Below are 12,584 nucleotides of genomic sequence, written 5' to 3'. Positions count from 1 at the left end.
GCCCCCGATCGGGCCGCCGCCACCGCCCCCGCCGTTGGGTGGCTTCGTGCCCCCGCCACCGGGCGGAGTCCCGCTGATCAACTCCTTGAACGGGTTGTCGTTGAGCCGGTTCAGGTGGTCTGTCAGCACCTTCCACAGCTTGTCGACCGTTTCCCGGGTGTTGTCGCACATCTTCATGAAGTCCGCGAACAGCTTCTCGAACGCCCGGCAAAACGTCTGCGCCCACTTCATCGCCTCGGCCTCGACGAAGCGACGGGTCTCGTCGTTGACCGCGCACTTGTCGCTCGCCGCCTGCTTCGCCGCCGCGCCACCGACCAGCGCTGCGGCCCTGCGGACATCGGCGTCCCAGCGACCGTTGGCCATCTGCATGATCAGCAGCCCTTCGGCCACCGTGCGGTCGGGCAACCGCTCGCGGTGCGTTCCGAGCGCGAACTCGACCTTCGCGCGGCACGCCTGCGCCACCTTCTCCGAGGTACTGCGGATCAGCTCCGCCGAACCTCGCAGCGACTCTGTGAGATGGCCGGTCTCCACGCTGAACCGGTCGGAGAACACCCGTGACCGGTCGGCCGCCTTACCGCTCCAGTGCCCGTAGAGACCGGAAAGACCGCTCGAGGACTTGCTGGCTGACGCCTCGATCGCCGACTTCGCGCCCAGCAGCGCCTGCGCGTGGGCCTCAAGCTGATCGAACCGGATGTCCCGTTGCTCTCCGTAGCGCTCTTTCGCCACGGCGTACGCGTCACCCCGGATGGCGAGTTCGGGCACGCCCTTCCGAGGCGCCGCCGCATAGACCTGGCCGAAGCGCTTGAACACCTCAAGCCCGGGCAGGCCCGTGTCCAGGATCTCGTTCGAGTTGGCGACGGTCTTGCGCTTGAGGTCCTCGAGCTTGTCCTTGCCCGCGCGCACCCCACCGTTGACGCGCTGCTCGACCTCGGCCTTGTAGCGCCGGTGAACGTCCTTCAGTCCCTCGTCGCGGTAACCGAAGTGGCGAAACTGGCTGGCCCGAATCTCGAAGGCACCGAGGTTGAACTCCTTCTCGTACACCTCCATCGCGTCATCGCCGGTGGAGTCGTATCGGCGATAGGCGAGCAGCAGATCCCGCTTCTCCGCACGGGTGAGATCCGGGCTGCCAAGCATCTCGACGACCTCGTCGCGACTGGGGACGTCAGCCATCACTTGCCCCCGACCGTGCGGGTGTTGTTGTTCTCCACCCACTGGTAGCCGCCCCTGGTCTTCTCCAGGCGCCCGGCGAAGTCGTTGGTGGCGGCGACGAAACCGCTCGCGGCGGTGACGAGCCTGCGCAGGCCGGAGGCGTAGGCCGCGGCCGACTCGGCGTGCGCCCTGCCGAGCTGAGCGCCCCCGCCCGCAGCGGTCTCGACTGCCTTGATCTTCGGTTCGGCCTCGCTGGCCGACGTCCTCAGGACCCCGGCGACCTGCGCCATCTCATCGGTGTTGGTACCGAAACCCACCTGGTCGTCCCCCTCGCGCGTCCCCTAGGACCGCGCCGAGGCTATCGAGGGGCTCCCCCGCCCACGCGCGCCTCCACCGCGATCCACCCCATGGTGGACCAGCGACGACGCGCGTGCGCGACGTTCGGGGGAAGTGTTCAGCGAATGCCCGAGACGACGCCCGCGAGGCGCTTGGCGGCGGCCGCGGCGGCCTCCTGACTGGGGGCCTCGACCATCACGCGGACCAGCTGCTCGGTGCCGGAGGGGCGCAGCAGCACCCGGCCGGACCCGGCCAGCTCGGCCTCGACGGCGGCGACGGCCTCGGCAACCGACGAGGAGGCGGCGACCCTGGCCTTGTCGCTGACCTTGACGTTGACCAGGACCTGCGGCAGGCGGCGCATCACCCCGGCCAGCTCGGCGAGCGAACGGCCGGAGGACACCACGCGGGCCATCAGGCGCAGCCCGGTCAGCAGGCCGTCGCCGGTGGTGGCGTGGGTGGGCAGCAGCACGTGCCCGGACTGCTCGCCGCCGAGGGAGAACCCGCCGGAGCGCAGCTCCTCCAGCACGTAGCGGTCGCCGACCGAGGTCGTGCGCACGCTGACGCCGTTCTCGCGCATGGCGAGGTGCAGGCCGAGGTTGCTCATCACGGTGGCCACGAGGGTGTCGTCGGCGAGCTCGCCGCCCTCCTTCATGGCCAGCGCGAGCACCGCGAGGATCTGGTCGCCGTCCACCTCGGCACCGGTGTTGTCGACGGCGAGGCAGCGGTCGGCGTCACCGTCGTGGGCGATGCCCAGGTCGGCGCCGTGCTCGAGGACGGCGGCGCGCAGCACGCCGAGGTGGGTGGAGCCGCAGCCGTCGTTGATGTTGATGCCGTCCGGCTCGGCGTGGATGGCGATCACGTCGGCGCCCGCGCGGCGGTAGGCCTCGGGCGCGGCGGCGGAGGCCGAGCCGTTGGCGCAGTCCACGACCACGCGCAGGCCCTCAAGGGGTTGCGGGGTCGCGAGGAGCAGGTGGTCGATGTAGCGCTGGACCGCGTTGTCGAGGTCGCGCACGCGGCCGATGACTCCGCCGGTCGGGCGCGTCTGGGGCGAGCCCTCGGCGATCAGCCGCTCGATCTCGTCTTCGACGGCGTCGGGCAGCTTGTGCCCGTCACCGGAGAACAGCTTGATCCCGTTGTCCGGCATCGGGTTGTGCGATGCCGAGATCATCACGCCGAACCCGGCACCGAGCTCGCTGACCAGGTGCGCCACCGCGGGGGTCGGCACGACGCCCGCGCGCAGCACGTCGACGCCCGCCGAGGCCAGGCCCGCGGCCACGGCCGCCTCCAGCATCTCGCCGCTGGCCCTCGGGTCCCTGCCGACCACCGCGACCGGGCGGGCGGAGGAGTCCGCACCCTCGCCCAGCACCCGCGCCGCCGCCACCGAGATGGACATGGCCAGTTCGGGCGTGAGGTCGGAGTTGGCGAGACCGCGCACACCATCGGTGCCGAAGAGGCGAGCCATGTCGAGAAGTCCTCCGTGTGACGAGCGTGTGACGGGTCCGGTCAGGGGGCCGGACACAAGTGCTCCGGACGCAACTACGGGAGCAGACATCCGTAGGACGGACATCTGCTCCCGTAGGTTGTCTTGCCGCGTGCGGCCCAGGCAGGAGAGCCTGTGAGACCTAGCGCTTGCTGTACTAGCGCTTGCTGTACTGCGGAGCCTTGCGGGCCTTCTTGAGACCGTACTTCTTCCGCTCCTTGGCCCGCGGGTCACGGGTGAGGAAGCCGGCCTTCTTCAGCGCCGGGCGGTCGTCCGCGTCCAGCGTGATGAGCGCGCGGGCGATCGCCAGGCGAAGGGCACCGGCCTGGCCGGAGACGCCGCCACCGCTGAGGGTGCCGAACACGTCGAACTTGTCCAGCTTGTCCGTGGTGGTGAACGGGTCCCGGATCAGCTGCTGGTGCACCTTGTTCGGGAAGTAGGCGTCGATGTCCTTGCCGTTGAGCAGGAACTTGCCGGTGCCGGGCACCAGGCGGACGCGCACGATGGCCTGCTTGCGGCGGCCAACGGTCTGGATCAGGCGACCGGTGCCGAGCGGCACGATCGGGGCGGCCTCCTCGGCGACCTCGTCAGAGGTGGCCTCGGCGACGACCTCGTCGGTGGCGACCTCGTCGGTGGCGGCCTCGTCGGCAACGACCTCGGTGGCCTCGGTGGCAACGGCCTCGTCGGCGACGGTCTCGTCGACGGCGGGGGTGGTCTCGTCAGCGGGAGTGGTCACGCGGTTTTCCTCTGAGTTCTGGTCGTCCGACACCGGCAGGGTCACTGGCTGACCTTGGGGAGCTCGAACGTCTGCGGCTGCTGGGCCGCGTGCGGGTGGTTCGGACCGGCGTAGACCTTGAGCTTCTTGCCCATGGCGTTGCCGAGCTTGTTCTTCGGCAGCATCCCCTTGATGGCCTTCTCGACCAGCTTGGTGGGGTACTTGTCCAGCATCTCGCCGAACGAGCGCTTCTTCAGTCCGCCCGGGTGGCCACTGTGCCGGTAGACGAACTCCTGGTCGCGCTTGTTACCGGTCAGCGCGACCTTCTCGGCGTTGATGACGACGACGAAGTCACCGGTGTCGAGGTGCGGCGCGTACATGGGCTTGTGCTTCCCGCGCAGCAGGGTGGCGGCGTGGGTGGCGAGGCGGCCGAGCACCAAGTCCTGGGCGTCGATGACATGCCAGGCTCGCTTCACCTCGCTGGGCTTCGGGCTGTACGTGCGCACGGATCTACCTCGTCGTCACTCGCGTCTTGGGTGGCGTTGGGGCGGCAGAGTCCGGCACCTGCGGGAAACCTCCGCTTGCGCGGGGAGATCTCAGGGCGCGAAAACGCGCGGCCGACTTGGCGCCGCACGATATACCGCTTCAACAGCGATCGAGGTTACCCGTCGCTGTGCGGCAGGGTCAAAACGCCCCCCGGTGACGAGCGCCATGTTCACCATCATGCCAGGTCGGAGGCTTGCGAGGGCCGCGTGACACGCGCAGGGGCCCCGGTCGCGAACGACCGGGGCCCCCATCGCCGGGCGAACTCACCAGAGGTCGGCGGCCTTGCGCTCCCCGTCCTGGTAGTTGTCGTTGGCGTGGCCGAGCGCGACGCCGACCTTGGCCAGGATCTCCTGGAGCGCCTTGGCGGCCTCGTCCCACTCGCGCTGCGCCCGCTTGTAGTTGTCCGACGCCGCACCGGTCCAGGACGCGGCGAGCGGAGCCAGATCGGACTTCAGCTCGCCGAGCTGGGTGCCCAGCTTGGTGGACGTGGAGGCGATGTTGCCCTGCGCCTCGGCGAGGGAACCGAACTGAACCTTGATGTCCATGGTGATCAGAGTCCTTCCAGGCCGGCGCGGATGCTGGACATGCCCTCGGTCGCCTGCTGCTCGCGGCGGACGTAGGACTTGCCGGACTGGCCGAGCTGGTCGGAGATCACCCCGAGCGCGTTGTTGAGCTTCACGGTCTGCTCGCCCCAGTTGCGCATGAGGGTCTGGAAGGCCTTGGAGGCCTCGCCCTTCCACTGCGACTGCAACGGCTCCAGCTGCCCCCGCAGGCCGTTGAGCTCGCGGACCAGCTGCTCCCGCACTTTGGCGACGTCACCGGAGGCCTTGCTCATGGCCTCCGCATTGACCTCGTACTGAGTCATCGAACGACTCCCCCTTCGATCGGTGCTACAGCCCAAGACCATGCCACGAGGCCTTCCGGAGCCGCGACTCAATGCCGCAAGTTGTTGCGCTTGTGAACGCGGTCCACCTGATTGGTGGGACGCGACCGCATTCGAGTAGGGAAAGTCACTCTGGCATTTGCCCGTGAAATTACTCAACCCGTGCCGGAGAGGGTGCCGACCACCCGCTCGCACGCCTCGACCACCGCGTCGCGGCCCTCCGGCGTGCTCTGGCACCCCACGGTGAGCTGCGTCCGCCCCTCGAAGACGACGTGCCACTCGACGACTGATCCGCGCAGCTCACGGCGGTACTGGGCGACATCGCGACCGCCGAAGCTGGTCGAGGCGACGAAGCCGGAGTAGCCCTCCGCGCCCGCGCGCTCCACCACCGCTCGGAGTTCGCGGAGCGCGCGTTCTCGTTCCTCGGTCGCGTTGTAGGAGAGCTGGAGCTGTTCCACGCCGATGACGTCGTCGGTGTCCGGGCTCGCGGTTCTGCGCAGTTGGACCTTGCGTTTCGCGGGCTCTCCGCCGCTGTGTTCCCAGCCGTCGGGAACGCGGAATCTGTAGTCGTACTGCGCGAGTTCCTTGCCCCCGCTTCGCATCGTGATCACAAATCCCGTGATCACGACCACGGCCACCGCGAGAACCGCGACCACAGCGATTCCCAGCTTTGACCGGCGACGTGGTGGCGGAGCGGGAAGAGGCGGCGGCGCGGCGAGCCTTGGAGGGAGCTGAGGAGGGAGCGAGGGTGTGACGGGGACCGCACGCAGGGCCCCGCGCGCCACGACGGTCTCCGGCTGGTCGAGCGCCGTCGGCACCACACCGAGCCGGTCGTGCACCAACCGCGCGAGCAGCGGAACCCGGCTGGAGCCGCCGACCAGGAAGATCCCGGCGACGTCGGCCCCGGACTCGCGCACGGTCGCGGCCAGCAGCTCGACAGCGCGTGTGAGCCGCCCGCGCACCAAGCGCTCCAGCTCGACGCGGGGCACGTGCGCGTCGGTGAACGGCGGCGGCATCGGGATGTCGGTGTACGCGTGCCTGGACAGGGTCTCCTTGGCGCTGCGGACGTCCTCGTACAGCACTCGGCGACGACGTCTGTCAGGCAGATCGCGGCCCTCGACCAGGCGCCGCCACGCCTCCGGGTCCTCGCCGGAGACGAGCGTGCCGACGTGCTCCAGCAGCGCTTGGTCGATGTCCGCGCCGCCGAAGCTCGGATCGCCACGACTCGCCAGGACCTCGAAGCCGGCGCCCGTGCGCCGCACCACGCTGGCGTCGACCGTCCCGCCACCGATGTCGAGCACGGCGAGCGCGGAGCCGGTGAAACCCGTGCTCGCGGCGTGGAACACCGCCGCCGCAACGGGTTCCGGCACCAGAACGACGCGGTTGGCGAGTCCTGCGGCTGCGCGGGTGAGCACGCTGAGCCGCACCGAGCCCCAGTTGGCGGGGTGGGTCAGCACGAGCACGTCGACCTGGGCGCCGCCCGCGATCCTGCGCGCCTCCGCGACCACCCGGGCGAGCACGGCGGTGACCACGCGCGCGACCGGGACGACGATGTTGCCCAGCAGCAGCTCGCCCTCGTCCGTGCGGCGCTTGGGATGCGGCTCGAACCGCGCGGGGTCGATCGCGGCCTGGCGCTCCGCTTCACGGCCGACGAAGACCGTGCCATCGACGGCGACGAACACCGCCGACGGCATGAGCGGACTGCCGTCGGCCAGCACCACCGAGGGCTCGGCGCCGTCGACGGACAGCGCCGCGCACGTGCTGGAGGTACCGAAGTCGACGGCGAGCCGGACCCGCTCCGTCATTCGGGGTCCAGCCAGGCGAGCTGCACGACCCGCTGGCCGGACCGACGGGTGACGAGCGTGCCCCGCCCCGGCGGCATCGCGGAGGGCTTCACCGTGCCGACCAGCTGGCCCTCGTCCCGGTTGCCGCTCATCACGATGCCCGGCGCGGACTGCTCGCGGAGCTTGCCCATCACCGGGTCGTAGAGCGCCCTGCTGGCCCCGCCCGAGGCCCGCGCGACGATCAGGTGCAGGCCGATGTCCCTTGCCTGCGCGAGGAAATCGCCGAGCGGCGCGAGCGGGTTGTTGCCCGCGGTCGCCACCAGGTCGTAGTCGTCGACGACCAGGAACAGCTCGGGGCCGGACCACCAGGACCGGTTCTTCAGCTGCTCCTGCGTGACGTCCGGGCCGGGCAGCCGCTTGGTCAGCGAGGCGTGGATGTCGTCGACCATGCCGGTGAACTGCTGCGATCCCGCCGCGTACGCGAGCAGGTGGTCCGAGGTGACGAAGCCGAGCATGGTGCGGCGGTAGTCGACCAGGATGATCCGCGCCTGCTTCGGTGTGAAGCGGTCGACGATGCCCTGGACGATCGTGCGCAGCAGGTTCGTCTTGCCCGCCTCCTGCTCGGCGAAGCAGACGAAGTGCGACTCGGACTCGAAGTCCAGGTACACGGGCTTGAGCTCGTCCTCGTCGATGCCGATCGGGATCGCGTGCCTCGGCAGCTCGGCGCTCGGCTCGGGCAATCTGGCGTAGGGGAAGGAATCCGGCAGCATCCGCACCGGCGGGGCGGAGCGCCCGCGCCAGGCCGCCGCGATCCTGGCGACGGCGTCGGCGATGCCCGCGCCCGCGTCGTCGGCGGTCATCGGCACCCCGGAGGAGGCCTTGGCTGCGCCGTCGATCCTGGGCAGCGCGGTGAGGAAGTGGTACCGGTCCTTGGAAACACCGCGTCCCGGCCGGTCGGCGGGCACGTTGATCGCGACTCGTCTGTCCACATCGGACTCACTCGGATCGCCGAGCCGGAGCTCGAAGCGCGTGCCCAGCAGGTCCTTGAGCGACGGGCGGATCTCGGCCCACCGCGTCGCGGCGACCACGACGTGCACGCCGTAGGAGAGGCCCTGCGCGGCGAGCTTCACCACGTCCTCTTCGAGCAGCTCGAACTCCTGCCGGAACGCCGCCCAGCCGTCGACGATCAGGAACACGTCACCGAAGGCGTCGTTGACGATCTCGCCCCTGCGCTTGCGCGCGCGGAACTCCGCCATGGACTCGATGCCCAGCTCGCGGAAGCTCTCCTCGCGCTCCGCCAGCAACGTCTTCAGCTCGGCGACCATGCGCCGCACCAGGTCCGGCGAGAACCGGCCGCCGTAGCCGCCGACGTGCGGGAGGTTCTGCAACGACGCGAGCGTGCCGCCACCGAAGTCGAGGCAGTAGAACTGCGTCTCCTCAGCGGTGTGCGTCAACGCCATCGACATCACGATCGACCGCAGCAGCATGGACTTCCCGGCACGCGGCGCACCGACGACCGCCGCGTGCCCACCGCCTCCGGAGAAGTCGGCCCACAGGGTGTCCCTGCGCTGGTCGTACGGGCGGTCGACGATGCCGACCGGCGCGATCAGCTTGCCGGCGCCGAAGTAGTCCACGGGGGAAAGCCCGCGGTCCTCGGTGGTGGAGAGGTTGGGCAGCAACAGGTCCAGCGAAGGCGGCTCGTTCAGCGGCGGCAGCCACACCGCGTGCGCCTCGGGTCCCTTGCGCTGCACGCGGCGGACCACGATGTCGAGTTCGCTCGGCTCGGTCGGCTGTTCCGGCTTGTTCGCGGGCTCGTCGGCCGATGCGGGCAGCTCCGGCTCGATCTGCGTCTCGACGAAGTCCGGCACGAACAGCTTCGGCCTGCGGTCACCGGTGACCGGCGCGGTGGCCCTGACCGCCTGCATGCCGGGCGGCCGGTGCGGGCCGGAGACGTAGCAGGCTTTGAAGCGCACCAACGTGTTCGTGTCGAACTTCAGGTAGCCCGAGCCCGGGACCGGCGGCAGCTCGAAGGCGTCGGGCACGCCGAGCACCGACCGCGATTCCGACGCGGAGAAGGTCTTCAGGCCGATGCGGTAGGACAGGTGACCGTCCAGCCCGCGCAGCCGCCCTTCCTCGAGTTGTTGCGAGGCAAGGAGAAGGTGGATCTGGAGCGAGCGCCCGAGCCGGCCGATCGCGACGAACAGCTCGATGAAGTCGGGCTTGGCCGACAGCAGCTCGGAGAACTCGTCGACCACGATGAACAAGGCGGGCAACGGGTCCAGGTCGGCGCCGTTCTCGCGCGCCCGCTCGTACTCCCAGACGTTCTTGAAGTTCCCGCCGTCGCGCAGCGCCTGCTGGCGGCGGTTCATCTCACCCGCGATGGCGTCCTGCATGCGATCGACCAGCGTCAGGTCGTCGGCCAGGTTGGTGATCACCGCGGCCACGTGCGGGGCGCCGTCGAGGCCCGCGAAGGTCGCGCCGCCCTTGAAGTCCACCAGGATCAGGTTGAGCATCGCCGAGGAGTGCGTGGCGATCATGCCGAGCACCAGCGTGCGCAGGAACTCCGACTTGCCGGAGCCGGTCGCGCCGATGCACAGGCCGTGCGGGCCCATGCCGCCGACCGCGGCCTCCTTGATGTCCAGCTCCACCGGCTGGCCGTGCTCGCCGATGCCGAAGGCCACCTTGAAGCGGTCGCTGATCGGCCGGGGCCGCCACGCGTGCGCGATCTCGAAGCTCATCGGGTCGCCGAGCCCGAGCAGTTCGAACAGGCCGGTGTCGGAGGTCAGCAGCGGCTCGTCGACCAGCTCCGCGCCCGCGCCGGTGATGACCCGGTACGGCGAGATCCGCCTGGCCAGCGCCTCGGCCTCGACCACGGTCATCGCGTCCGGCCCGCCGAACCACTCCACGCCGCCGGTGCCGCTGAGCGCGCCGATCCGGTCCTCCTGGATGGTCAGCCGGATGCCGCGGCGCTTGGACAGCGTGCCGACGGAGTCCGACAGGTCCAGCAGCGTCACGCCCGACAGGCCCTCGGTGAGCAGCACGTGCTCGTCACCGGCGACCTCGCCGTCGTCGACGACGATCACGATGTGCGGCTGCTGCTCCTGCTGACCGCCCTTGGTGAAGCGCGGGCGGTCCCGCATCTCCTCGGCCAGCCAGGTCTCCACCTGCTTGAGCGAGCCGGTGATCATCCGCAGTGAGCCGATGCCGTCGGTGAGCCTGGGGTGCTGCGCGTGCGGCAGCCACTTCACCCACTCCCACTCGGCCCGCGCGTTCCCCGTTGCGACGACCGCGACCAGCACGTCGTCCGGCGCGTGGAAGGTGGCCAGCTGGGCGATCAGCGCGCGGGCGAGCGCCCTGGTCCGCTCCCGTTCCCCGTGCAGCGCCACGGCGGCGAAGGCGCGCAGCGTGAACACCGAAGGCAGGTCGGGGACGATCGAGTGGGCCCGGATGAACTTGCGCAGCGCCAGCGTGGTGATCGGTTCCAGCTCGTCGACCGGGCCCGTCTCCGGCGGGCGCAGCCTGGTCTCCAGCCGCTGCGGTCCGCGCCCCATGCGGAGGTGGCAGAAGTCCGGGTCGCTGGAACGGCGCTCCCACATCCGGCGGGTGGCCGCCAGCGACCACAGCGCCTGCGGGTCGGGGTGCACCCACTCGCGCGCCTCGCGCTGGTCGCGACCGGCCTGACGAGCGCGTTCCCGCATCTGCCCGAGATACCGCAGGTAATCCTTGCGGTCCTCGTTCATCTCGGCCTTTTTCTTGCCGGTCCCGCCGAATCCTCCACCCGCCATCATCCCAATGGTGGACAGCAGGAACATGCCGCCGAAGATCAGCGAGCTGGGATTCTGCCCTCCGGTGAGGAAGACCAGCGCCATCATCAGCACCGAGGCCACGATCATCACCGGCGGCAACATCTTCATCAGGATGTTCGCCGGAATCACGCGGGGGACTTCCGGCGGCGCTTCGAGAAGCAGCTCACCACCTGGCATACGGGGCGGGCTCAGTCGCGCGGACCGCTTGAACTGAAGCGTGCTCACCGGAGAGGTACCTCATTTAGCTCGTGTCAGGGTCGTCTCGTAATTCGGCGGTCCCCCAAGACTGCCCTACCCCCTTCCGGCGGATTCACCGAACCCGAAGTACTGCCGGAGGAGGCTTGGCCATACTAGGGGCGCTCATGACGACGTTCCGGTCGATTCGGTGATCGCCCACCGGGACGGGCTAACAAAGCACAGGGGGTGCTGGTGGCGACCGCGACGACGGTGTTCAGCAGGGTGACGGTGCTGGCGCCGCAGACACGGATCGACGTGGCGTTGCCCTCCGACGTCGCCGTGGCCGACCTGCTGCCGAAGCTGCTGAACCTGGCGGGCCAGGCGACGCAGGACGGCGGCGCGCGGCACGGCGGGTGGTGCCTGGCCAAGCTCGGCGAGCCCCCGCTCGACCTCAGCCGCACGCTCGCCTCGCTCGGCGTCGTGGACGGCGACCTCGTGCAGCTGCGTCGCCGCACCGAGAACCCGCCGCCCCCGCTCTACGACGACGTGGTCGACGCGATCGCCGACGCCGAACCCGGCGGGCTGCGGCCGTGGACCAGCGACACCGCGCGCAGGCTCGGCAACACCGCCTGCGGCTTGGCACTGGTCACCGCCGCCGTGGCCGTGCACCTCGCCGGAGGCCGCTTCCCGCTCGCCGCCGCCATCACCGCCGGTGTCGCCGCGCTCGTGGCCATCGCGGCCGGCTCGACGCTCATCCGCGCGCACCGCGCCCCGGACTCCGGCGTGGTGGTCGCGGCCGCGGGTGCCCTGCCCATGGCCTTCGTCTGCGGCCTGCACGCGGTCCCCGGCGCGCTCGGCCCCGCGAGCCTCGTGCTGGCGTTCGCCGCGGCCGGTGTGATCTCGGTGGTCAGCCTGCTCGTGCTCGGTTGCGGGATCACGGTTTTCGTCGCCGGAGCGGGGATCGGGGCCACCGGAGCCCTCGCGGGCCTCGTCGCGGCGTTCCTTCCCGGCTCCGTTCCCGGCATCGCCGCGGGCACGGCGGCGATCGCGCTGGCGACCCTGTCGGTGCTGCCGAGGTTGACCATCCAGCTCGCCAAGCTGCCGCTGCCGCACGTCCCCGGCAGTGCCGCCGAGCTGAAGGAGGACGACGAGTTCCCCGACTACGCCGTCATCGAGCGCCGCGCGGGCCTCGCCCACCAGTACATGACCGGCATGCTCATCGCCTCCGGCGTCGCCGCCGCCGCGGGCGCGGTGCTCGCCGCCGGTGGCCCATCGTGGTTCGGCCCGCTCTTCGGCGGCGTCGTCGCGGCCGTGCTCCTGCTGCGCGCCCGCACCTACGCCAACGGCGGCCAGGCGATCGCGCTGCTCGCGACCGGTTTGCTCACCGCGACCGGCCTCATGATCGGCTGGCTGCTCCGCGCGAGCCCGCTGCACCTGCTGCTGTGGGTGTTCGGCCTGCTCGTGGTGCTCGCGGCGGCCTCCATCACGCTCGGCGTGGTGTTCCCGAAGCAGCGGTTCTCCCCCGTGCTGCGCCGCTCCGTCGACGTGGCCGAGGCCGTGCTCATCGCGTCCGTGCTGCCCCTCGCGCTCGCCGTGATGGACCTCTACAGCGTCGTCAGGCACCTCTGATGCGCGCGCTGGCCGCCATCGTCGGCGTCGTGGCGCTCGCCCAGCCCACCGCCGAGTTCACCCCCGTGCCGCGCTACCC

The 12,584-nt window shown here is 70.5% G+C and carries 10 protein-coding genes; 1 reads left to right on the top strand and 9 read right to left on the bottom strand.

The genetic code is table 11. The features are described from left to right. From CCN37_RS18435 to eccCa, 9 genes are all read right to left on the bottom strand, one after another. A partial coding sequence (locus CCN37_RS18435; RefSeq protein ID WP_143261669.1) for a hypothetical protein occupies positions 1-1,170 on the bottom strand: 1,170 nt, incomplete at its 3' end. After that, complete coding sequence (locus tag CCN37_RS18430) at positions 1,170-1,466, bottom strand: hypothetical protein (RefSeq protein ID WP_086822320.1); 297 nt, start codon at positions 1,464-1,466, stop codon at positions 1,170-1,172. The genes CCN37_RS18430 and CCN37_RS18435, both read right to left, overlap by 1 nt. A 137-nt stretch (positions 1,467-1,603) precedes the next feature. After that, on the bottom strand, positions 1,604-2,947 hold the full coding sequence (gene glmM / locus CCN37_RS18425) for a phosphoglucosamine mutase (protein WP_086822317.1): 1,344 nt from the start codon (positions 2,945-2,947) through the stop codon (positions 1,604-1,606). 175 nt (positions 2,948-3,122) lie between these two features. Then, positions 3,123-3,701, bottom strand: a complete 579-nt coding sequence (rpsI, locus tag CCN37_RS18420; protein ID WP_246843122.1) for a 30S ribosomal protein S9 — start codon at positions 3,699-3,701, stop codon at positions 3,123-3,125. Positions 3,702-3,742: 41 nt separating this feature from the next. Next, on the bottom strand, positions 3,743-4,186 hold the full coding sequence (rplM, locus tag CCN37_RS18415; RefSeq protein ID WP_086822314.1) for a 50S ribosomal protein L13: 444 nt from the start codon (positions 4,184-4,186) through the stop codon (positions 3,743-3,745). 303 nt (positions 4,187-4,489) lie between these two features. Beyond that, positions 4,490-4,771 carry a WXG100 family type VII secretion target gene (locus tag CCN37_RS18410; protein ID WP_086822311.1) on the bottom strand — a complete coding sequence of 94 codons (282 nt, stop codon included), beginning with the start codon at positions 4,769-4,771 and terminating at the stop codon, positions 4,490-4,492. Between the two features lie 5 nt (positions 4,772-4,776). After that, positions 4,777-5,091 (bottom strand): WXG100 family type VII secretion target, encoded by a 315-nt coding sequence (locus CCN37_RS18405; protein WP_168200728.1) that lies wholly within the window; start codon positions 5,089-5,091, stop codon positions 4,777-4,779. Between the two features lie 173 nt (positions 5,092-5,264). After that, positions 5,265-6,914 (bottom strand): type VII secretion-associated protein, encoded by a 1,650-nt coding sequence (locus CCN37_RS18400; RefSeq protein ID WP_086822305.1) that lies wholly within the window; start codon positions 6,912-6,914, stop codon positions 5,265-5,267. Beyond that, on the bottom strand, positions 6,911-10,924 hold the full coding sequence (gene eccCa / locus CCN37_RS18395; RefSeq protein ID WP_086822302.1) for a type VII secretion protein EccCa: 4,014 nt from the start codon (positions 10,922-10,924) through the stop codon (positions 6,911-6,913). Before eccCa ends, CCN37_RS18400 begins: the two co-directional genes overlap by 4 nt. A gap of 204 nt (positions 10,925-11,128) precedes the next feature. Here eccCa and eccD point away from each other — a divergent pair, with 204 nt between their 5' ends. After that, on the top strand, positions 11,129-12,505 hold the full coding sequence (eccD, locus tag CCN37_RS18390; RefSeq protein WP_086822325.1) for a type VII secretion integral membrane protein EccD: 1,377 nt from the start codon (positions 11,129-11,131) through the stop codon (positions 12,503-12,505). Positions 12,506-12,584 lie beyond the last annotated feature (79 nt).

The sequence above is a fragment of the Allokutzneria sp. NRRL B-24872 genome (assembly GCF_002155965.1).
Taxonomy (GTDB): Bacteria; Actinomycetota; Actinomycetes; order Mycobacteriales; family Pseudonocardiaceae; genus Allokutzneria.
This window is presented reverse-complemented; position numbering and strand designations above follow the sequence as displayed.

Bases quoted from the DNA above. Each gene is read 5' to 3' on its own strand.
- glmM (WP_086822317.1), bottom strand. From the start codon at position 2,947: ATGGCTCGCCTCTTCGGCACCGATGGTGTGCGCGGTCTCGCCAACTCC.
- CCN37_RS18410 (WP_086822311.1), bottom strand. From the start codon at position 4,771: ATGGACATCAAGGTTCAGTTCGGTTCCCTCGCCGAGGCGCAGGGCAAC.
- CCN37_RS18405 (WP_168200728.1), bottom strand. From the start codon at position 5,091: ATGACTCAGTACGAGGTCAATGCGGAGGCCATGAGCAAGGCCTCCGGT.
- CCN37_RS18400 (WP_086822305.1), bottom strand. From the start codon at position 6,914: ATGACGGAGCGGGTCCGGCTCGCCGTCGACTTCGGTACCTCCAGCACG.